This is a genomic window from Microbacterium sp. (assembly GCF_052102115.1).
Lineage (GTDB): Bacteria > Actinomycetota > Actinomycetes > Actinomycetales > Microbacteriaceae > Microbacterium.
In genome coordinates, this window is record NZ_JBQDVP010000016.1 from 18,801 (window position 1) to 38,295 (window position 19,495).

Below are 19,495 nucleotides of genomic sequence, written 5' to 3' on the forward strand. Positions count from 1 at the left end.
TCCATCCTCACACTGCCGAGTAGGCGACGATGCCGCGACGCACCCCGTCGAGGGCCTGACGGGCGGTGCGCGCGAGCGTCAGATCCTCGGCGACGATCGAGAGCTGATCGAGCAGGTCGATCGTCTGCTTCGCCCACCGGACGAAATCTCCTGCGGCCATATCGGCATCGACGAGCACCCGGTCGAGCAGACCGCCGCGCGCCCAGGCGTGCATCGCTCCGGCGAGGCCCGCAGCGGGCGGCTCCGACCCGGGCAGGTCATGCGCCTGTTCGAGGTCGTCGAGCTCGGCCCAGAGCGTCGTGGTCTTCTCGTACGCAGCGCGGAACGCTCCGCGGGGCATCCCCCGCTCCCCCGCGTTCGCCTCATCGCGCCGCGGCTCATAGACGAGGCAGCACGCCATAGCGGCGAGCGACGGGGCATCCAGCCCCTGCCACAGACCCTGCCGCAGGGACTCGGCGACGAGCAGATCGCGCTCCCCGTAGATCCGACGCATCGTACGGCCGGCATCGGTGAGTGCGGTCTCGTCGCCGGTTCCGGTGACGTAGTCCAGGGTCGCCAGCACCTCGACAACCCGGTCGAACACGCGTGCCACCGTTCCCGTGCGGTTCGCGATCTGCTTGCGGATCCGATCGGTGTGCCGCTTGAGCTTCCAATACCGCTCTGCCCAGCGGGCGTGCGCCTCGCGGTCGGGGCAGCCGTGGCATCCGTGGCGCTGCATGCGCGTGCGCAGCGACTGGATCCGCTTCAGACGCTTGTCGCGCGCCGCACGGGGCCCATGGGACTGCCGGTTCTTCTTCTCGAGATCGCTGAGCTCGCGCCGGATTCCCGCGTAGTCGAAGAAGTCACCGTGGTCGCACTGCATGGCCTTCAGGTAGCCGTCCAGCGACTCGTCAGCCTCGCGCACCTGCCGTGCGAGTCCGACGACGGCGCGGTCGGCCTGGAACTGGGCGAACGACGATTCGAGGATCTGCCTGGCGCGCGGGCGCCCGAACAGATCGATGAGGTTGACGGCCATGTTGTAGGTGGGGCGGAAGCTGGAGTTCAGCGGATACGTGCGCCGCGAGGCCAGGGCCGCGACCGCCTGCGGGTCCATCCCCTCGGTCCACTGCACGACGGCGTGCCCCTCGACGTCGATGCCGCGACGGCCGGCACGACCGGTGAGCTGGGTGTACTCCCCCGATGTGATCGCCACCCGGGCCTCGCCGTTGAACTTCTCCATCTTCTCGAGCACGACCGTGCGCGCGGGCATGTTGATGCCGAGGGCGAGGGTCTCGGTCGCGAAGACGACCTTGACGAGCTTGCGGCGGAAGAGCTCCTCGACGACCTCTTTGAACGCGGGCAGAAGCCCGGCGTGGTGGGATGCCACTCCCCGTTCGAGGTTGTCCAACCATTCGAAGTAGCCGAGAACGCCGAGATCTTCGTCCTGCAGCGTCCGCGTGCTCTCTTCGACGAACTCGCGGATCTCGCGCCGCTCCTCCGGAGTCGTCAGACGGATGCCGGAGCGACGAACCTGCTGGACGGCGGCGTCGCAGCCGACGCGGCTGAAAATGAAGAAGATTGCCGGCAGCAGGTTCGTTCGTTCGAGAAGCTGCACGACGTCTGGCCGGTCCATCCGCTCGACCCGCTGTGCGTTCGCGGAGCGGACCGGCCGCCGACCGCCTCGTGGTGGGCGCGGGCTCTGCCGGCCAGCATGCCGTGCACTGTTGTACGACTGCGCGCGCTTGTTGCTGTCGTACCGCGATCCGGTGAAGGAGCGGATGCGCATGAGCTCTTGGTTCACCGTCGCTGTAGCGACACCAGCCCGATCGTCGAACAGCGGCAGCAGGTCGTCGCGCACGAGCACATGCTGCTCGAGGGGGACCGGGCGGATCTCCGAGACGATCACCTCGGTGTCGCCGCGGACCGTATCGAGCCAGTCGCCGAACTCCTCGGCATTGGACACGGTCGCGCTCAGCGATACCAGACGAACCCACGACGGCAGGTGGATGATCACCTCTTCCCACACCGCACCGCGGAACCGGTCCGCAAGGTAGTGCACCTCATCCATGACGACGTATCGCAGGTCGCTCAGCGCCGCCGAGTCGGCGTAGATCATGTTGCGCAGCACCTCGGTCGTCATCACGACGATCCGGGCATTGCCGTTGATGTTCGTGTCGCCGGTCAGCAGCCCGACGTTCTCAGCCCCGTAGACCTCGGTGAGTTCGCGGAACTTCTGGTTCGACAGCGCCTTCATCGGTGTCGTGTAGAAGGCTCTGTCCGAAGGCGTCTGCATCGCGAGGTGGATCGCGAACTCTCCGACGATCGTCTTTCCCGCACCGGTGGGCGCTGCGACGAGCGCGCTGTGGCCGCGTTCGAGGGCGTGGCACCCCTCGAGCTGGAACGGGTCGAGTTCGAACTTCTGCTGTTCGGCGAAGACAGCCGTCTGCGGGTGCGCGGCCGAGTCGCGCGCGGATGCGTAGCGCTCTGCGGGTGAGGTCATGCCTCGGCATCCGGGAGCAGGCCTTCGTTTTTCAGCTGCTTCTTCTTTCGTCGGTCGAACAGCATGGACACCCCCGCGGCCGCGAAGAACAGCACCACGAGGATTCCGGCGAGCAGCAGCATGCTGACGACGTCGGCAGCCGGGGTCGCAAGAGCGGCGAACACCGACGCGATGAGCACTGCGACCCGCCAGCCCTTGAGAATGGCGCGGCCCGTCATGACTCCTGCGAGATTGAGGGCCACCAGGAAGACCGGGAGCACGAACGAGACGCCGACGACGAGCATCAGCTTCAGCGTGAAGTCGTAGAACAGCTTGCCCTCGTAGAGGTTGTTCGCGCCTTCCGGGGTGAAGGTCGCCATGAGCTCGATGACGTGCGGGACGACCAGCGATCCGACGTAGCATCCGCCGAAGAAGAGCGGGATCGCTGCTGCCACGAAACCGATCGTGTACTTGACCTCTTTGCGGGTGAGGCCCGGCATGATGAAGGCCCAGATCTGCCAGAGCCACACCGGAGCCGCGAGGAAGATACCGATGGAGAGCGCCATCCGCATGCGCAGATCGAACGGTGCTGTCACTGTGGAGAACGTGAGTCCGACGACCACTTCCGGGTGCTCGTCGGCGATACGGTCGATGGGAGCGGTGATGAACTCGATGATCGGCTCGGTCACGAAGAACGAGATGATCATCGCGACGACGAGCGCCGCCGCAGATATCATCAGCCGGCGGCGCAACTCCACGAGATGCGCGCCGAGCGACATCCGGCGTTCATTGCGTGGTGTGTCCCCCGCGGCCGACTTCTTGTCGATCGCGGTCACCGTAGTCAGGTCGTCGGAGGGTTGCTACTGCCGCCGTCGCGTGTGGGCGCTGCGGTGGTCTCCGTCGCGGTCGATGTGACCGTCGAATCAGCGGTGTTCTGCGGCGCCGATGTGTCGTCGTCCTTCATCGCTTTCATCTCGCCCTTGAAGACGCGAGCGGACTGACCCATGCTCTTCGCCAGCGCCGGCAGCTTTGCCGCGCCGAAAAGCAGCAGGATGATGAGGACGAGGACGAGCAGGTGCCAACCGGTCAATCCAGCCATGATTTCCTCCCGGGTTCGAAATCTCTACGCAGTCTACCTGCGGAACCTCCATCACGGGTGTTCGTACAGTGCGAGTCCGGCAGTCGCCCATTCACGCGTCGCCGACCGCGCCGCGGCGGGTTCGCGCACCTCGAGATCGCCGCCGAAACGCGCGGCCACGCGCTTGATTCCGCGCGGGTCGGACAGACGGATGCTGATCAGCGCATCGTCCCCGTCATCACGAGTATTCTCGGGGCGCGCGTATTCGCCCAGCAGCGGCACCAGCCGGCGCGGAATGCGAACGGTGACCTCGGTGTCGACGCTTCCGGCGCCGAACCCCTCGGGAACGGGCGCGTCGGCATGGGTGATCGGGATGTCGGTGAGCTCGAGCTCACTGACCCTGTCCAGGTGGAACGTGCGCATAGCGAGCCGCAGATGGCACCAACCCTGCAGATACCACTGGCCGTTGGTGATCAGCACCTGCACGGGGTCGACCGTTCGCGTCGTGGGCGCGGCATCCGGCGCCTGATATCGGAACGAGACGGCGACCCCCTGTCGGAGCGCTGCGGCGACGGCGTCGCGCACCTCGTCCACCGCGCTCGGCGCGATCACGACGTCAGCGGGGGCCTCGGCGGCCGCTCTGGCGAGCTTGGCGAGGAGCTCGGCGACCAGCCCGGAGTCCGAGACGGCGGGCACGGCCGCCACCATCTGCAGTCCCGCCAGCAGCGCCGCCGCCTCACGGGCGGTGAATCGTGGCACGCGGCGCAACCCGACGTCATTGGTGATCTCGATGATGTCCTCTTCGTCGAGCAGGTCCCAGTTGATGTCGAACAACTCGTGCGGCTGCTGCCAGTATCCGCTGTCTCCCGGCAGACCGATCACGGTGAGCTTCTCGATCATCCCGCGCATCTCTTCCGCAGACACCTCGAACTCGGCGGCCGCCTCGTCGAGCGAGACCTGTCCGCGCTCGAGCAGATACGGCACCAGCGTCAGGTAGGCGCGAACGCGGTCGACCGCGAGCAGTGGCTTCGGCTTGTCGGTCATCATGCCTCTCCCCCGCCCTGCTCACTCTCGTGGGCAGCGATGATGCCGCGCAGACGTGTGACGACCGCATCGCGCAGTGCGGGCGGTTCGACAACGCGCACCTCGGGTCCGTACGAGGCGAGTTCGTCGGCGAAGATGTGCACGTCCACGAAGGGCACGCTGAATCCCTGAATCTGAGCGGTGGCTCGGCGCCCGAGCCGCAGCGCGGCCTCAGTGCCGGGGGTGATCTCCAGCAGCGCCGAATTGCGTTCGGCGACCGCCCGGAGCCCCGCCAGTGCCCGATCGCCTGCGTCATCGCGGAGCTCAGGTGCGAAGCTCTTGCGGGTGAGGACCACGTCGCCGACGATCCGGCTCAGTAGGAAGGTGCGTTCGCCGTCGGCATCCACGTCGATCCCGTACACGTGCCAGCGCGCTTCGAAATCGAGCAGAGCGAGCGGTCTGATCGTGCGCCTGCGCGGAGACTCCTCACCCGGTTTGAGGTAGTCGAAAATGGCAATGCGGTGCGCCTCGATCGCCGTCTGCAACGGGGCGAAACTGCTCTCGCGTGTCGTGATCCGCGGAGCGAAGCCGATGATCGGCTCGTCGCCGTCGATACCCAATGCGCGGATCTTGCGGACGCCGGCCTGTGCATCGGCGGATGCCGACTCGGCGCTCCACACGCTGCCGGCGAGCTGCAGGACGGCGAGCTCGGCCGGGCTGAACGAGATATCCGCGGGGAGGTCGTACTCGGCCTTCGGGATCCGGTAGCGCGCCTCGCGCAGATCGTTCGGATCGCTGGAGTCGCCGATCGTCTCGATCGGCACCCCGAGCGTGCGCAGTTCATCCTTATCGCGCTCGAACATCTTCTCGAGGGCATCGACCCTGGTGCCGGTCTCGGCACGTTGACGGTACCCGGAGACGCTGTCGAGGATCTGCTGTTTCGTGAGCCCGATCTCCGTGGCCATCAGCGCCACGACGAGGTTCGTCTGACGCTCCTCCGGCGGGATGCGGGCGGCCATCACTGCTGCGCTGCGGCCGGCGGGTCGATGCCGAGGATGTCGACGACGAAGACGAGCGTGGCGCCCGCAGGGACCGCTCCGCTCCCCTGGTCTCCGTACCCGAGCTCGGGAGGCACGACGATCAGTACCTGCGAGCCGACGGTCTGGCCAGTGAGGCCCTGGGTGAATCCGGGGATGAGGTTCGCCATGTCGAACGTCGCCGCACCGCGATCCCACGAAGAGTCGAACACCGTGCGCTCGTCCCAAGTGACGCCGGTATAGTTGACCAACAGCGTGTCATCCTCGGCGACCTTCTCGCCGTCGCCCTTGATGAGTGTCTGGACCTCGAGCTCGGTCGGTGCTGCGCTGTCGGGCACGATGATGCCCGGTCGGCCGTCAGCGGCGCGGACGACGGTGGGCATGCCCGATGCATCGTTGTACTGCAGAGCGCCCTCAGCCTTGCCGGGGAAGACCTTGACGACGTCGAACACCGCGACGACCGGTTCGTCGGCCTCGAGACCGAAGCCCGCGAGGTTCTGCGCACCGAAGTCTTCGGGCGAGATGACGGAGAGAACGCGCGAGCCCTCCGTCGCGCACTCGAGTGACGCTCCGAAGGCCGGAACGGTCTGCGCCCAGTACCCGACGCTCGCCAGCTGCGCGGCGTCCTCGTCGTAGGCGGTCGCCGCCACCGGTTCGCCGGTGCGTCCGGAGAACAGCGAGAACTCGAACACGGCGCTCTGGTTCGCACCGGTGAGTGCTGGTCCCGTACCGGTCACCACATCGCCGAACGAGCTCTTCTCCGCGCCGATGGGCGTGAACAGCTCGACTTCCGGCTGTTCGCCGACGTCACCCGTGATGTCGGCGAGGTCCTCGATGCCGCTCGTGGAGGCACTGCGATCGCAGGCGGCGCCGTCGTACGAGGGGCCGGTCGAGCAGCCTGTCAGCGCGACGACGGCGAGGGCGAGAGTGGCCAGAGCGGCAGAGGTTTTACGCACGCGCTCCAGTCTATTGCGCAGACCCATCCGCGTCGCGCGACGCGGCGGCCGCGCGTGCTCCTTCCGCGGCCTTGGCGGCCTCGCGGGCGCGCTTGCGCAGGTTCTTGTCCGTGATGTCCCTGTCGCCGACGGCTCCGGGGGTCCACACTTCGACATCCTCATCGCCGTAGCTGGACTTCGAGGCCCGACGCTTCGCCTCCGGCGCTGTCGTGCCCGGTGCGAGCCGGCGTGCCGTGAGCAGGAACCCGGTGTGGGCGACCATCCGGTGATCGGGACGCACGGCGAGTCCCTCAACGTGCCAGCCGCGCACCATGGTCTCCGACGCGTCGGGGTCCGTGAAGCAGCCGATGCCGCGGATGTACTCGGCCACGCGTGACAGCTGCGTCGCCGTGGCCACGTAGCAGAGCACGACACCTCCGGGCGTCAGCGCGTCGGCCACGACATCCATGACCTCCCACGGGGCGAGCATGTCGAGCACGACCCGGTCGACGCTCCCCGCCGGAAGCGCGGACGGCAGCGCGTCGAGCAGGTCGCCGACGACTATTCCCCAGGTGTCCGGGGCCCCGCCGAAGAACGTCTCGACGTTCGACCGCGCGACCTCGGCGAAATCCTCACGGCGTTCGAAGGAGAGCAGCCGGCCCGCCGGCCCGATGGCGCGCAAGAGGGACAGCGAAAGCGCACCGGATCCGACCCCGGCCTCGACGACGGTGGCACCGGGGAAGATATCGGCCTGCATGACGATCTGCGCGGCGTCCTTCGGGTAGACGATCGCTGCGCCGCGCGGCATCGACATCGCGAAATCGCGCAGCAGCGGACGCATCGCGAGGTACTCGTGGCCCGAGCTGTTCGCGACCACTGAGCCATCGGGCAACCCGATCAGATCGCGGTGGAAGAGCACCCCGTGGTGGGTGTGCATCTCACCGTCCGGAGCGAGCGTGATGGTGTGCAGCCGGTTCTTGGGGCCGGTGAGCTGCACGCGATCGCCTGCGCGGAACAGTCCGCTCGGCCGAGACGGGGCGGCGTTCACCGATTCGCTTCCTGATACGCGCGCACCGAGGAGAACACCCGGGTGACATCCGCCGCCGTCCGCCCCTCCAGTGTCGGCCAGAGCGCGTGCGCTCCGGCGTCGTCGAGCGGGACCATGTGCGGCACGCCCACCGCGACGGCCCCGGAGGCGACGCCGGCGCGCACACCCGTGGGCGAATCCTCGATCACCAAAGCATCGATGATGTCGATGTCGAGCAACTCGGCGGCCCGGAGATAGGGCTCGGGGTGCGGCTTCGGACGTTCGACGTCGTCACCCGCGACGACGTATTCGAAGGCGTCGAAGCCGATGAGGTCTACGACGCTGTGCGCCATCCGCCCCAGAGACATCGTCACCAGCGCGGTGCGGATGCCGGCGGCGTGCAGATCGCGCAGCAGCTCGCGCGCGCCCGGCCGGAACGGCACGCCCTGCGTGGCAAGGGCATTTCGCACCTCGTCCGTCAGCCGCGCGACGATCGCGTCCGGATCCATATCCACACCCGCATCCCGCAGAATGCGTGCGCTGTCGATCAGCCCGTTTCCGACCAGCTGCATCGCCTGCTCGTGGGTCCAGACGCCACCGAACGATTCGACCAGCGCGGTCTCGGCAGCCATCCAGTAGGGCTCCGTGTCGACCAGCGTTCCATCCATGTCCCAGAGGACTGCCTGCGGCGTATGACTCACCAGACCATGCTATCCGGGTGATGCACCACGTCAGCCGAGCGCGCACTAGCCTGGAGGGATAGCCGCATTCCGTCGGAGAAGGGAGAACGGATGGATGCACTCGGAGATCGCATCGTCGTGGTCGCCTTCGACGGCTGGAACGATGCAGGAGAAGCCGCCAGCGGCGCAATCGACGTGTTCCGCGAGAACGTCGACTACGAACTCGTCCACTCCGTCGATCCCGAGCTGTACTTCGACTATCAGTACACCCGGCCCTCGTCTCGGATGGATTCCACGGGCAAGCGCGAACTGCACTGGCCCGAGGCCGGGCTGTGGCGTCCGCGAACCGAGCGCGCCGAGGGTGAGCCGGAGTTCTGGCTGCTCACCGGAGCCGAACCCGCCCGCACCTGGCAGGCATTCGCGAACGAGTTCATCGACATCGCCCTGCGCGACGACATCTCCGGTGTCATCCTGCTCGGCGCGATGCTCTCAGATGTTCCCCACACCCGCCCGATCTCGGTCTTCGCAGCGAGCTCCAACGACCAGGTGCGCGACGCTCTCGACCTCGAACGCTCACTGTACGAGGGGCCGGTCGGCATCCTCAGCGTCATCGAGCACTTCGCCGAGACCGCCGGCATCCCGAGCGCGACACTGTGGGCGAGCGTGCCGCACTACGTCGCATCCGCTGCCCCGTCACCGAAGGCGACGCTCGCGCTGCTCGACCGGCTCGAAGAGCTCACGGGGGTCGATTTCCCCCGTGAAGGTCTGCGCACGGATGCCGCGACCTGGGAGGCATCGATCGACGCCGCCGCGGCGGATGACGAGGAGATGACCGAGTACATCCACCAGCTCGAGCGCACGCGCGACACGTGGGACTCGCCCGAGGCATCGGGCGACGCAATCGCCCAGGCGTTCGAGCGCTATCTGCGCCGCCGTGACGACGGGCCCGGCGACCGCAAGCGCTAAGCGGCGATCAATCCGGTGCTGAGCAGCACCAGCAGTGCGACGCCGAGCAGAATCCGGTAGATCACGAACGGCAGGAAGCTGTGCGTGGAGATCCACTTCATGAAGAACGCGATGACGCCCAGGGCGACGACGAAGGCGATGCCGGTGGCCGCGACCGTCTCACCGAGCGAGAAGTACTGATTCGGCGCATCCCAGCTCTTGAACAGTTGGAAGAAGCCGCTGCCGAAGACCGCGGGGATGGCGAGCAGGAACGCGTAGCGAGCGGCCGCTGCCCGCTCGTACCCGAGGAACAGCCCCATGGTGATCGTGCCGCCGGAGCGGGACACCCCGGGGATCAGTGCGAGCGCCTGTGCCAATCCGTAGAGGATGCCGTGCGGGTAGGTGATCTGGTCGAGAGTGCGGCGCTTCGCGCCCACGTAGTCGGCCACGCCGAGCAGGATGCCGAAGGCGATCAGCATGATCGCCACGAGCCACATCGACCGCAGCACGGTCTCGATCTGATCCTGGAACAGCAGACCGAGGACGACGATCGGGATGCTGCCGATGATGATCAGCCAGCCCATCCGCGCGTCCGGATCGTTGCGCGGCAGCTTCCCCACCAGCGCTCGGCACCATCGGCCGATGATCCGCGTGATGTCCTTCCAGAAGAAGACCACGACCGCGGCTTCGGTTCCGATCTGGGTGATCGCGGTGAACGCGGCGCCCGGATCCTCGCCCGAGCCGGTGAAGGTGCCCACGATGCGCAGGTGTGCGCTCGAGGAGATGGGGAGGAACTCGGTCAGTCCCTGGACGATGCCCAGGAACAGCGCTTCGAGCAGATGCATGGCGGGGCCTTCTGATAGTGCGAAAAGCGCGTCAGTACGAGCGCAGCAGATCGGCCAGCACCTGCTGGCCGAAGACAAGCGATTCTACGGGCACGCGCTCGTCGACCCCGTGGAACATCCCCGTGAAGTCCAGATCCGCCGGAAGACGCAGCGGCGCGAAACCGTACCCGGTGATGCCGAGCGTCGTGAGCGCCTTATTATCGGTGCCGGCCCCGAGCAGATACGGGATCACCGGGACGCCGGGATCATGGCGCCCCAGTGCGCCGACCATCGCCTCGACGAGCTCACCCTCGAAGGGCGTCTCCATGCCGATGTCGCGGACGACCGTCTCGATGACGATGTCGTCCCCGACGATCCGCTGCAATTCGGCGAGCACATCGTCCTCGGTGCCGGGGATCACGCGCACGTCGATAAGCGCCTCAGCGCGCTCGGGGATCACATTGTGCTTGTAGCCCGCGCTCAGAGCGGTCGGGTTGGCCGTCGTGCGGAACGTCGACCGCAGGAAGGCTTCGGCGGGCCCGGATGCTGCGGCCAGCTCATCCGGGTCGTCGGTCGAGCGCCCGGTGAGATCGCTCAGGCCCTGCAGCAGCGCCCGCGTGGTCGGAGTCAGTCGGATCGGCCAGCGAGTGCGTCCGATCGCCGCGACGGCCTCGGCGAGCCGCACGACGGCGTTGTCCTCGTGGAGCCGGCTGCCGTGACCGGCACGCCCCTTGGCGACCAGGCGGATCCAGATCAGCGCCTTCTCCCCCACCTGCAGCAGGTACGCACGGCGTTCGTCGACGGTGATCGAGTACCCGCCGACCTCGCTGATCGCCTCGGTGGCGCCGGCGAACCACTCCGGGCGCTCCTTCACCACCAGTGCCGAGCCCTCGACACCGCCGTTCTCCTCGTCGGCGAAGAACGCCAGCACGAGGTCGCGCTCTGGTTGCTCCCCCGCTCTGAGGATGTCACCGACGGCGGTGAGGATCATGGCATCCATGTTCTTCATGTCGACGGCGCCACGGCCCCACAGCATCCCGTCGCGAACCTCGCCGGCGAAGGGATCGACCGTCCAGTCCTCGGCCATCGCGGGGACGACATCGAGGTGTCCGTGCACGACCAGGGCGGGCTTGTCGGGGTCGCGCCCCGGCACGCGGGCCATCACGTTCGTGCGGCGCGGGATCGGTTCGTAGTACGCCGTCTCCAACTCCAGACCCTCGAGATGGGCGCCGACGTACTCGGCAGCTTCGCGTTCTCCGTTCGCCCTGCCGCCGCCGTAGTTAGAGGTGTCGATGCGGATGAGATCCCGCGCGATGCGCACGACTTCCGGATGCTGGGGTTCGGACATGGTCCCAGGCTATCGAAGCCTCTGCGGCACGCCCGGGTCGGTCTGCCGGTTCGTCGTCGTTCGCGAAACCTGGTAACGTTTCTCTTCGGTCGGCAACGATCTTCACCACCTGCGCGGGTGGCGGAATGGTAGACGCGCTGCGTTGAGGTCGCAGTGCCCGCAAGGGCGTGGGGGTTCAAGTCCCCCCTCGCGCACAGTATGAAAATGGCTCCTGGCCTGGGGTTTGGTTCTCCGGGTTGGGGGTCATTTTCGCTTCATGTGCTGAGATATGTGCTAAGCGCCACCGAGATGGGCCGCGAAGAGGCTGACTGCGGCTTTCTGCATCGTCGGGGTGACGTGGCTGTAGATGTTCATCGTGGTGGTGATGGTGGAGTGCCCCAGGCGCTCCTGAACCACTTTGGGGTGCACGCCCATTTCCAGTAGGAGTGTGGCGTGCGTGTGCCGGAGGCCTTTGATCGTGACTCGTGGCAGGCTCGGGTGCTTCTGGGCGAGCCAGTTCAGGCGTCGATCCCAGCGGCTTGTCATGGCGTCGGGTGAGCGTAGCTTGCCCTCGTCGTCGCCAAAGACGTAGGCGTTGGCTTTCCCGAACTCGAACGTGACCGTGGCCCGTGCCGCCTTGTGGGTTTTCAGGACGGCGAGGGTGTCGGGGTCAACGTCGATGACGCGGGCGTTGCCGGTCTTCGGGGTCTTCGTCTTCGTCCAGTCGTCGGTGTCCACGGCGCGGCGGATGCTGATGCGTTCCCCGGTCGTGTTGATGTCGGACCATTTCAGGGCGAGGGCTTCGCTTCGGCGCATGCCGGTGTAGGCGATGAGTCGCCACAGGGGGAAGAGTTCGTCGCCGCGTTCGTCGTGGTCCCAGGTGAGGAACGTGGCGAGTTGTTCTCCCGTCCAGGTGACGATCTCGGGTTTCTGCGCCCGGACCTGCGCTGATTTCGGGGCGTTGACCGTGCGCTTCTTCTTCGACGGGTTGACCGCGATCAGCCCGTCATCGATGGCTGCGTCGAGGAGTGCGCCGAGGACGACGTGCACCTTGTGGATGCTGTTCGCGGACAGCGGCTGTCCTTTCCCGTAGGTGTCTTTCCGGCCGCTCTTTTCGAGTTCGCGGTAATGGGAGCCGATGCGGGTGGCGGTGAGCTTGTCGATCCTGATCTTCCCCAGGTCGGGGGTGATGTGGTTACGGATGATCTTCCGATACCCCTTGATCGTCGATGCCGCCAGCCGCAGCGACGACACCCAGTGCTCCGCATACACGCCCACGGTGGGCGTCTTGCCCTGGAACTTCTCGTTCCGTGCCTTTTTCTGCAGCGCCTCGGTGAGGGCGGCTTGGGCTTCTTCCAGGTCGGTGAACCCTCCCCGCGTGACCCGTGTTTCGCCGAGTTCGGGCTTCTCGGGGTCTTTGAGGACGTAGATCTGGAACTTCCACCGCTTCCCCTTCCGCGTCATGTAGTTGCCCAGGGAGCCTTGGTGACGGGATCGGGAGCGTCGCTGCTTCTTCACCCCCTCTGGTGCGCCTGCCGCCCCGCTGGGCGGGGTGTCGTGCTCGGTCATGCTGTCTTCCTTTCTCTCACTGTCGTGCTGCCCTATTCGGTAAACAGGGAGGCCTTGGGGTCCAGTTGCAGGAGTCGCCCGGTCGTGTGGGCTTCGCGCGCAGCCTGGTCGTCGTAGCGTTCCTGGTAGACCTCGCGCGGGGTGACCCCGACCTGGCCTCGGTCGTAGCTGCCCATCATTTCCTCGGCCCAGCGCTTCGCGTTGATCGCATGCAACCGCTGCTCCCGCCAATACCGCACGAGGTCTTCCGTGGTCAGCTTCACCGTCCCCGCGATCCACGCCTGCACCTCCTCTGGCAGATACGACTCCGGCACCCCCGTCAGGGTCACCGCGTCAGCAGGCGGGGTGAGGATCGCTGCCGGGGTCGTGCGGAAGACGTAGGCGAGGGCGGTGAGGTCGTCCACGTCTACGCGGCGATCCCCGTTCTCGATCTTGCTGATCCCCGACGCCGAGAGCTTCCGGCCCGCGTCGGTCATAAGGCGCGCGGCGGTACGCACGTCCATCCCGATCGCCTGCCGCGCAGCCCGCAGATTCGCGGCGACGTGTTCATGTGTGACGCCAGCGGGATTACCCCGCACCCGTTCTGTTTCCATAGTAGGAACATACAAGCCCACTATTGACACGTCAAGCCCCGTCATGTATCTTTAGGAACTGTTCACACCGTTTTGGAAACAGGAGGCTGGCGATGCGCGCCGTGACTGTCACACTCGATGACCTCCGCAATTCCCGCAACGCCGTCATCACGCGCACCGAGGCCGCCGCCGCGCTCGGCGTCGATCCGCGCACGATCACCGCGAGCATCGACAATGGCACTATCCCGTCCGTTAGGCTCGGGCGGCGGGTGGTCATCCCGCGCGAGAAGTTCCTGCACCTCTTCGCAGACACCGCCTCCGAGGGCAGCGGCTCGTACTGATTCCGCTGGGCGCCGAATCGGCACCCCAGCGCCCCGGTTTCCGGTAGATGTCGGCGGTGCGACGTAAACTGACCTGAGAACGCCAACCACGAGGAGGCATCCGCATGGCTCTCAAGACTCCGGTATCCGAGGCCCATGTCCGGCGCGTGCTCGCGGAGGTCGAGGCCGGGCAGGTCACGGCCGGTGCGGTCGTCACTGACGCAGATCGGGAGATCGCCCGCCGTCAGGTGCGCGGTGAGCTGTCCGCGGATGAAGCGGTGCGCGAGGCGATCGCTGCGGCGCTTGACCGCTTCCGCGAGAAGTAAGCCGTCCGGGCAGGAGCGCGAGTGCCCGACCGCTACAGCTACCCGGACAGCCTGGTTCTGATCAACAAGCTCGGCATCACCGACTACGACCGCTGGAAAGCCGTCGAGACGGCCGCGATCCATCAGCGCATGGTCGAACTCACCGAGCACCCGATCCCCGGCCGATACGACCTCCCACACTTGCAGGCTATCCACCGGCATCTGACGCACGACCTGTATGTCTGGGGCGGCGACATCCGCGACACCGACACGCACCCTGGCGGCACGGGCATTGCGCATTGCCGCCCGCCGTTCATCGTGCCCGAGGCCGAGCGCGTCTTCGGTGAACTCGCCGCCCGCGACCACTTCCGCGGCCTGGACGCGGATGCGTTCTCTGACGGTCTCGCATGGGTGTGGGGTGAGACGACTACCGGTGTAAGTGCATTATCCGGGTGAGAACTATCCCGAGGCTTCCGAGCGACTGACGCGCTCTGGCGGCTCGCCAACATGCAGGGTTGTGACATGCGGCGGTCGCGCGTCAGATGGCCGCAGGCGGTTCCGGTGGAGGTATTCTCAGGTCTATACGCGGAGAGCCTCGAGCACGTCGGTGACTGTGTCCGCCGGCGGGTGATCTGCACGGAGATCGAACTCTGCAACAGCCGTCCGACGTGCGTCGTAGGCCTCGATCTTCGCGATCGTTCCTTCACGCCAGATCCGGGTGAACACGACTGTGGGATTCATGACGGTTCCTTCGGGGGCGAGGAGCCCGAAGTTGTATAGAGTCTCTGCCCACCAGTAGTTCGCTGTCTGCTCCGGGGGCTCCCACTCCGCGGCCTGGTTGGCGGTGATCTTGCGACCTAGTGCCTTGGAAGCTGCGGACGCGATCACGTTCCGATCTGCTGAGGCCGGAGTGGTGAATACCTCACCGCCGATGAGGGTGAACTCGAGCGTGTCCGGGCCGAGCAGGATCTGCCGGATGAGACCATCGTGCGGGCGGAGGTTCTCCAAGGTGGAAGCTTCCCGGATGGCGTCGCGCCAGAGCGCGGCGTCAGCGGGGTCTCGGTCTGTCCTGGTCATTGGTTCAGCGCGTTCTTCACGAAATCGGGGCATTTGCCGTCGATGCCCTCGCAGTAGGCGGTCACCACTCCGTACTTGTCACCCTGATATGAACGGAAATCCACGATGGTGCGCACCCAGACCGTACGAACGACCTTGCAGTTGTTCCCCCAGAAGTCGCACTTGACCTCGTTGGCGGCCAGTCGGTAGCGCCATGATGTGCCGCCGTCGGGGGTTCGTGTTGTAGCTTTCTGGGTGACTACGCGTGGTGTGCGGTATGTCAGGTTGTGCTTGTTGAGGATCTTGTCGTACGGCTGGGACCGCAGCACAACTTGCCGACCACCGAAGTCATTCCACCGGAAGAGTACGTTGTTGGTCGCGGCTGCTCGCGCGGTGGGCGCGGGCTCAGCCTGAACTGTCGGCGCGCTTGAGGCTGTACCGGGGGTCACCTCGATCCCGAGCTGAGCGAGCTCTTCGTCTGAAACAATCGAGCCGACACCGTCTCCGACGTCACCGAGAACCGAGAATATGACGCCCTCATCAGTTTCGGCGGTCGGGTTAGCCGACGTATCGAACCCGGATGCGGTCGCAGGGGTAGCGGTCGCTAAGGTGAATGCTGTAGCGATCGCGAAGAAGGAGAGCACAGTCCTGCTGGTGGCCTTCGTCAGATGCATTGACAATGCTACCTTCCACGAGTTGAAGTCGATTCTGCCATCGGGCGACAGCAGAAGAACTCTCTGATTAGGGTATCCTAAGTAAGTGAGCCCGTCGAGGGAGCGGGCGGGGAAGCCTGACGTCGGCCTGAGCTTGAAGAGCAGCCCCATCGAGAGCGCAGTGGCTGGCCACGCCAGAGCATATGTACAGATGACCGTTCATGTGAACCGCCGCAGGTTCACTGCCGCTGTCGCGCGGGGAGGGAACTGTCAGTTCAGCGGTGGTGGCCTATCGACTGCTGTTTTCTCGCAGCGCCGGGTAGTCGCCGCGGGTGCTACCTGAGAGGCGGGCGTAGTTCTCGAAGGTGGCGACGCTGAAATCGAGTATGTCTGCGAGGACTTTGGCGGGGACGGCTCCGGCGAGCCGGAACCGGGCGGCGTTCTGTAGCGCGGAGATGCTGGTGCCGAGAGGGCGCAGGCGTAGTGAAAGGTATTGCGGGTCGAGAGGCTGCCCAGGGAGACGGCCAGGGAACAGCCATGCGTCATCGTCTGCGTCGGGTCGGAGGTCGAGTTGCTCCCGGGCGAGCAGGGTGATCGGCGCGGGCAACGTGAGCGGACGGTCTCCGATGCGGAGGTCGAGGCCGTCGTTCTCGTCGCGGAGCTGGCGGCGATGCAGCGCGAGCGTCTTGGTTGCGGGCAGTCCGTAGACCGCGATCAGCAGCGCCGCAAGGCGCGCATCGAGCGCGATACCGCGATCCGTGGCGAGGGTGCGGATGACGTTTTCAAGGTGTGCCTCGGACGTGCTGATCGCGGGTTCTCGGCGCGGAAGCGTGGAGATGTCGAGGTCGGGTGTGATGTCGCGTTCGGCGGCCCAGGTGAGGAACTGTGGGAGCCATCGTCGTGCGGTGTGGAGGGTGATGAACTCCTCGATCTGTGCCTGAGTGAGAGCGCGCAGGGGCGTCTGTTGTTCCTCAGCCCAGGTGAGGAAGGTGACGAGGCCCCGCAGCGATGCTTTGACGTGCCGAGCTGCGCCGATAGCGATGTCGCCTTCGGCATCTCGGCTGGCTCGGCGTAGCAGCACCCATCGGGTGTAGGTGCGCAGCATCTGGTGGTGATCGGTGGCGGCTCCGCCGATGGTCTGCGTGGCCCAGGCCATCAGCTGCCGCGTGGCCGCCGCGTCGCGCGGTAGGGCACCGGCGTCGAGGAGGAGCGTGCGCAGGTAGATCAACGGCTTGCCCGGCCGCGGGGCGTCGAGGATCGACTCGACCGGCACCCGCCCAGAGGCGATGTCGCGGAGAACGTCGGTGCTCGGCCCCATGCGCAACCACTTGATGACCTGTGCTGGGCGAGGCTGGACGAGCAGGTAGTCGCGCAGTGCCCGCATCGGAGGAAGGAAGGCCCCGTCCGGGCCGGCGAGGATGTCGTTGCAGCGGTCGCTGAGAACGCACTTCCCGCAGAGGCGACCGTAGTTGTGTTCTTCGCTCCCGCAGCGGCGGCAGGCGTAGCGGGCGGGCTGCCCCGCGCATCCCGCGCAGCATGGGCGGTCGTCGTCACTGAGGAACGCGAGGATGCGTTTCTCGCCGCACCCGGGGCAAGGGGCGGCGTTGCGCAAGATGCGGTTGTGGCAGGCGAAGCAGTGCGGGCCGTGCAGGATGGTCGCGGCGATCTTCTTTTGTTGCCCGCACGAGACGCAACGCCGCAGTCGCCGGGGATAGCAGTTCAGGCAGACTCTTCTCCCGTCGATGCGCCCGACAGTGGTAACGATCTTCCCGCAGTTCTCGCACGCGAACGTCGGCATGCCGTCCGTTCCGCAGCGCTGGCAGACGCGCTGCCCATCGGCGTTGGTGGCGGTGAGCTTCTTCATCCGCAAGCACTGGGGGCACTCGCCACGCGATCGGCTCTGCGCGCAGCGGAAGCACTCGCGCTGTCCTTGCTCGTTGCGCTTCTTGACGACCTTCCGGGTGCGACACGTCGGGCAGAGCGGGAGCCGGACGCCCGTCACGCCTTCGCGTGCGAGATTCGCAAGAAGAACCTGGACGATGACGGTGGTCTCAGCGTGCACGTCAGCGGGATCGAACTCTTCGCTCGACAGCAGGCGGAGCACTCCGTTCCGTCGCGACGGTGCGATGATCCGCTCTGCCGCGTCGACGATGGCCTGTTCCAGCGCGGTCACGCCTTTGTTGGCCAGCGCCGCCGCGACGCGCAGCCCGAAAGCCCCGTCCGGCTGCGGGGTGCCGCGTGGGATCGTCACGGCTTCGGTCGCTGGATGCGCGCGGGGACGGGGCGCAGGTCACCGATGTCCTCGATCCTCCCGCTCGTGCCCGTCGCCTCCACCGACCGCACGGCAGCTTGATCGAGGACGAGCAGGTCGCTGGGCGTGCAGTCCAGGATCGTGCAGAGCGCGGCAAGGACCTCGACGTTGAGACGTTGCGGGGTCTGCGTCACCAGCCGGAAGACCTGCTCGCGGGAGAGCGCGACGCCTTCGGCTTTCAACGGTTCGAGGAGGTCGGTGGTCTTGAACATGCCGCGCTCGGCCATCAGCGTTCGCAGCCGCCAGGTGATCGTCTTCGTTGTCATCAGGTGCTTCCTTCCGGGAAGTAGAACTTGTCGATCGCCGCAGCCAGGACACGATTGCGGTAGTCATCGGTCACCGAGGTGTAGATCGCCGTCGTCGAGGCGTAGGCGTGACCGACTTGGGTCTGCACGAACTGCTCCGCGTAACCGAGCTCGATCAGATGCGTCACGTAGGAGTGGCGCAGGCTGTGCAGGGTCAACGCGCCGGGCAGCCCGGCCTCGTCGCGCAGCTGTGCGAACCGGCGGTCGAGGTAGCGGTCACCGACGCGCGTGCCGCGCTCGGTCGGCCATAGTCCCGGATGGTTGCCGGGGTTGAACTTCTCCCGAACCTGCTCGACGTAGACGCGCAGCCCGTCGATGGCCCAGTCGAACTCCGGTAGCGACAGTACCGAGCGACGCTTGGGGATCGAGCCTTTCGAGGACTTCCCGTGCCGCACGTGTAGCAGCCCGAACCGGCCCCATTGCGGTGTCTTCGCGTTCGTGCGCAGATCGACCACATCCAGACCCAGCGCCTCGCGGCGGCGTAGCCCCCACGCGTAGATCGTCTTCAGCAACTGCGCGTCCCGCAGCGCGGCCAGCGCGCCCTTGCGGCCCTGCTGTCGCAGCGTCTCCACTCGGGCGTCCGCGACGGCGAACAGTGCCTCCAGCTCGTCATAGTCCAGCGGGCGACGGCCCGGCGTGCCCTCGAAATCGACGGTGTGCGCGACCGTGTTCCACTCGAAGCATACCTGTGTCGGCACCGACCCGAACCGAGACCGGCACTCCGCGACCCAGCCGTAGCGCTGGTCGGTGATGAAGTCGCAGAACGCGCGCAACGTCAGGTGATAGATCCGCACTGTCGACCGCGCCAACGGGCGTGGGCCGCTGAACAGGCTCGTCGTAAAGTCCTCGACGTCACCCGGCAGCCACTCCCACGGGTATGAGTCCGCGAACCGCTGGAACCGCTCCACCTGCCAGCGGCGCATCTGAATAGTCTGCGTCGCCAGGCCACGGCTCGTCTGCTGGCGGGAAAACCCATCGAGCATTCCGCTGAACACGGCCGCGTCCTCATGCAACGGCACGACGCCCGGCTGCCGAAGCAGCAGCACCTCCGCATCATCACTCACCCCATC

The 19,495-nt window shown here is 66.5% G+C and carries 21 protein-coding genes and 1 tRNA gene; 5 read left to right on the forward strand and 17 right to left on the reverse strand.

Annotated elements, in window-relative coordinates; translation table 11 throughout:
* Window positions 1-7: 7 nt before the first annotated feature.
* The 8 genes from ACTICP_RS07120 to ACTICP_RS07155 all read right to left on the reverse strand — a co-directional run bounded on the left by ACTICP_RS07120 (window position 8) and on the right by ACTICP_RS07155 (window position 8,262).
* Entirely contained in the window at window positions 8-2,479 is a 2,472-nt protein-coding gene (locus tag ACTICP_RS07120) for a DEAD/DEAH box helicase (RefSeq protein ID WP_441890905.1), read from the reverse strand.
* Window positions 2,476-3,237: a twin-arginine translocase subunit TatC gene (gene tatC, locus ACTICP_RS07125; protein WP_441890969.1), complete on the reverse strand. Its 762-nt coding sequence runs from the start codon at window positions 3,235-3,237 to the stop codon at window positions 2,476-2,478. The genes ACTICP_RS07120 and tatC overlap by 4 nt, the downstream gene beginning before the upstream one ends.
* A 62-nt stretch (window positions 3,238-3,299) precedes the next feature.
* Window positions 3,300-3,560: a Sec-independent protein translocase subunit TatA gene (tatA, locus tag ACTICP_RS07130; protein WP_441890970.1), complete on the reverse strand. Its 261-nt coding sequence runs from the start codon at window positions 3,558-3,560 to the stop codon at window positions 3,300-3,302.
* A gap of 48 nt (window positions 3,561-3,608) precedes the next feature.
* Window positions 3,609-4,580 (reverse strand): helix-turn-helix transcriptional regulator, encoded by a 972-nt coding sequence (locus ACTICP_RS07135; RefSeq protein WP_441890907.1) that lies wholly within the window; start codon window positions 4,578-4,580, stop codon window positions 3,609-3,611.
* A complete protein-coding gene (locus ACTICP_RS07140) occupies window positions 4,580-5,578 on the reverse strand; it encodes a helix-turn-helix transcriptional regulator (protein WP_441890909.1) in 999 nt (332 codons plus the stop codon). Before ACTICP_RS07140 ends, ACTICP_RS07135 begins: the two co-directional genes overlap by 1 nt.
* Window positions 5,578-6,552: an FKBP-type peptidyl-prolyl cis-trans isomerase gene (locus ACTICP_RS07145; RefSeq protein ID WP_441890911.1), complete on the reverse strand. Its 975-nt coding sequence runs from the start codon at window positions 6,550-6,552 to the stop codon at window positions 5,578-5,580. Before ACTICP_RS07145 ends, ACTICP_RS07140 begins: the two co-directional genes overlap by 1 nt.
* 10 nt (window positions 6,553-6,562) lie before the next feature.
* Window positions 6,563-7,579: a tRNA (adenine-N1)-methyltransferase gene (locus tag ACTICP_RS07150; RefSeq protein ID WP_441890913.1), complete on the reverse strand. Its 1,017-nt coding sequence runs from the start codon at window positions 7,577-7,579 to the stop codon at window positions 6,563-6,565.
* Window positions 7,576-8,262 (reverse strand): HAD family hydrolase, encoded by a 687-nt coding sequence (locus tag ACTICP_RS07155; protein WP_441890972.1) that lies wholly within the window; start codon window positions 8,260-8,262, stop codon window positions 7,576-7,578. Before ACTICP_RS07155 ends, ACTICP_RS07150 begins: the two co-directional genes overlap by 4 nt.
* A gap of 87 nt (window positions 8,263-8,349) precedes the next feature.
* Here ACTICP_RS07155 and ACTICP_RS07160 point away from each other — a divergent pair, with 87 nt between their 5' ends.
* The gene (locus tag ACTICP_RS07160; protein WP_441890914.1) at window positions 8,350-9,204 is read left to right on the forward strand and encodes a PAC2 family protein; all 855 of its coding nucleotides are present in this window, start codon (window positions 8,350-8,352) and stop codon (window positions 9,202-9,204) included.
* Here the strand turns inward: ACTICP_RS07160 and ACTICP_RS07165 are convergent.
* Entirely contained in the window at window positions 9,201-10,028 is an 828-nt protein-coding gene (locus tag ACTICP_RS07165) for an undecaprenyl-diphosphate phosphatase (protein WP_441890916.1), read from the reverse strand. The two genes, ACTICP_RS07160 and ACTICP_RS07165, sit on opposite strands and share 4 nt — an antisense overlap.
* Before the next feature lie 31 nt (window positions 10,029-10,059).
* The gene (locus ACTICP_RS07170; protein WP_441890918.1) at window positions 10,060-11,355 is read right to left on the reverse strand and encodes a M20/M25/M40 family metallo-hydrolase; all 1,296 of its coding nucleotides are present in this window, start codon (window positions 11,353-11,355) and stop codon (window positions 10,060-10,062) included.
* 111 nt (window positions 11,356-11,466) lie between these two features.
* Between ACTICP_RS07170 and ACTICP_RS07175 the strand changes: the two genes are divergently transcribed.
* A tRNA-Leu gene (locus ACTICP_RS07175) sits at window positions 11,467-11,549 on the forward strand.
* Between the two features lie 79 nt (window positions 11,550-11,628).
* Here the strand turns inward: ACTICP_RS07175 and ACTICP_RS07180 are convergent.
* Complete coding sequence (locus tag ACTICP_RS07180; RefSeq protein WP_441890920.1) at window positions 11,629-12,903, reverse strand: tyrosine-type recombinase/integrase; 1,275 nt, start codon at window positions 12,901-12,903, stop codon at window positions 11,629-11,631.
* A 32-nt stretch (window positions 12,904-12,935) separates the two neighbouring features.
* Window positions 12,936-13,541, reverse strand: coding sequence for a helix-turn-helix domain-containing protein (locus tag ACTICP_RS07185; RefSeq protein ID WP_441890922.1), 606 nt, complete (start codon window positions 13,539-13,541; stop codon window positions 12,936-12,938).
* A 47-nt stretch (window positions 13,542-13,588) separates the two neighbouring features.
* On the opposite strand from ACTICP_RS07185, the gene ACTICP_RS07190 reads away from it, so the two are divergent.
* The 3 genes from ACTICP_RS07190 to ACTICP_RS07200 all read left to right on the forward strand — a co-directional run bounded on the left by ACTICP_RS07190 (window position 13,589) and on the right by ACTICP_RS07200 (window position 14,556).
* Entirely contained in the window at window positions 13,589-13,816 is a 228-nt protein-coding gene (locus ACTICP_RS07190; RefSeq protein ID WP_441881791.1) for a helix-turn-helix domain-containing protein, read from the forward strand.
* Between the two features lie 104 nt (window positions 13,817-13,920).
* Window positions 13,921-14,121, forward strand: a complete 201-nt coding sequence (locus ACTICP_RS07195) for a hypothetical protein (RefSeq protein WP_441890924.1) — start codon at window positions 13,921-13,923, stop codon at window positions 14,119-14,121.
* Between the two features lie 21 nt (window positions 14,122-14,142).
* Window positions 14,143-14,556, forward strand: a complete 414-nt coding sequence (locus ACTICP_RS07200; protein WP_441890926.1) for a Fic/DOC family protein — start codon at window positions 14,143-14,145, stop codon at window positions 14,554-14,556.
* Window positions 14,557-14,679: 123 nt separating this feature from the next.
* Here the strand turns inward: ACTICP_RS07200 and ACTICP_RS07205 are convergent, their stop codons facing one another.
* The 5 genes from ACTICP_RS07205 to ACTICP_RS07225 form a co-directional block, all read right to left on the reverse strand.
* Complete coding sequence (locus ACTICP_RS07205; RefSeq protein ID WP_394279188.1) at window positions 14,680-15,177, reverse strand: hypothetical protein; 498 nt, start codon at window positions 15,175-15,177, stop codon at window positions 14,680-14,682.
* A complete protein-coding gene (locus tag ACTICP_RS07210; protein WP_394279187.1) occupies window positions 15,174-15,980 on the reverse strand; it encodes a hypothetical protein in 807 nt (268 codons plus the stop codon). The genes ACTICP_RS07205 and ACTICP_RS07210 overlap by 4 nt, the downstream gene beginning before the upstream one ends.
* A 118-nt stretch (window positions 15,981-16,098) precedes the next feature.
* Window positions 16,099-18,060, reverse strand: coding sequence for a hypothetical protein (locus tag ACTICP_RS07215; RefSeq protein ID WP_441890928.1), 1,962 nt, complete (start codon window positions 18,058-18,060; stop codon window positions 16,099-16,101).
* Window positions 18,057-18,386, reverse strand: a complete 330-nt coding sequence (locus ACTICP_RS07220) for a helix-turn-helix domain-containing protein (protein WP_441890930.1) — start codon at window positions 18,384-18,386, stop codon at window positions 18,057-18,059. The genes ACTICP_RS07215 and ACTICP_RS07220 overlap by 4 nt, the downstream gene beginning before the upstream one ends.
* Window positions 18,386-19,489 (reverse strand): tyrosine-type recombinase/integrase, encoded by a 1,104-nt coding sequence (locus ACTICP_RS07225; RefSeq protein WP_259607666.1) that lies wholly within the window; start codon window positions 19,487-19,489, stop codon window positions 18,386-18,388. The genes ACTICP_RS07220 and ACTICP_RS07225 overlap by 1 nt, the downstream gene beginning before the upstream one ends.
* Window positions 19,490-19,495 lie beyond the last annotated feature (6 nt).

What these genes read in the sequence shown, in the direction of transcription:
- ACTICP_RS07160 (WP_441890914.1), top strand. Translation starts at nt 8,350, where the DNA reads ATGGATGCACTCGGAGATCGCATCGTCGTGGTCGCCTTCGACGGCTGG.
- ACTICP_RS07205 (WP_394279188.1), bottom strand. Translation starts at nt 15,177, where the DNA reads ATGACCAGGACAGACCGAGACCCCGCTGACGCCGCGCTCTGGCGCGAC.
- ACTICP_RS07195 (WP_441890924.1), top strand. Translation starts at nt 13,921, where the DNA reads ATGGCTCTCAAGACTCCGGTATCCGAGGCCCATGTCCGGCGCGTGCTC.
- ACTICP_RS07170 (WP_441890918.1), bottom strand. Translation starts at nt 11,355, where the DNA reads ATGTCCGAACCCCAGCATCCGGAAGTCGTGCGCATCGCGCGGGATCTC.
- ACTICP_RS07210 (WP_394279187.1), bottom strand. Translation starts at nt 15,980, where the DNA reads ATGGGGCTGCTCTTCAAGCTCAGGCCGACGTCAGGCTTCCCCGCCCGC.
- ACTICP_RS07120 (WP_441890905.1), bottom strand. Translation starts at nt 2,479, where the DNA reads ATGACCTCACCCGCAGAGCGCTACGCATCCGCGCGCGACTCGGCCGCG.
- ACTICP_RS07190 (WP_441881791.1), top strand. Translation starts at nt 13,589, where the DNA reads ATGCGCGCCGTGACTGTCACACTCGATGACCTCCGCAATTCCCGCAAC.
- ACTICP_RS07220 (WP_441890930.1), bottom strand. Translation starts at nt 18,386, where the DNA reads ATGACAACGAAGACGATCACCTGGCGGCTGCGAACGCTGATGGCCGAG.
- ACTICP_RS07165 (WP_441890916.1), bottom strand. Translation starts at nt 10,028, where the DNA reads ATGCATCTGCTCGAAGCGCTGTTCCTGGGCATCGTCCAGGGACTGACC.
- ACTICP_RS07185 (WP_441890922.1), bottom strand. Translation starts at nt 13,541, where the DNA reads ATGACGGGGCTTGACGTGTCAATAGTGGGCTTGTATGTTCCTACTATG.
- ACTICP_RS07140 (WP_441890909.1), bottom strand. Translation starts at nt 5,578, where the DNA reads ATGGCCGCCCGCATCCCGCCGGAGGAGCGTCAGACGAACCTCGTCGTG.
- ACTICP_RS07135 (WP_441890907.1), bottom strand. Translation starts at nt 4,580, where the DNA reads ATGACCGACAAGCCGAAGCCACTGCTCGCGGTCGACCGCGTTCGCGCC.
- ACTICP_RS07180 (WP_441890920.1), bottom strand. Translation starts at nt 12,903, where the DNA reads ATGACCGAGCACGACACCCCGCCCAGCGGGGCGGCAGGCGCACCAGAG.
- tatC (WP_441890969.1), bottom strand. Translation starts at nt 3,237, where the DNA reads ATGTCGCTCGGCGCGCATCTCGTGGAGTTGCGCCGCCGGCTGATGATA.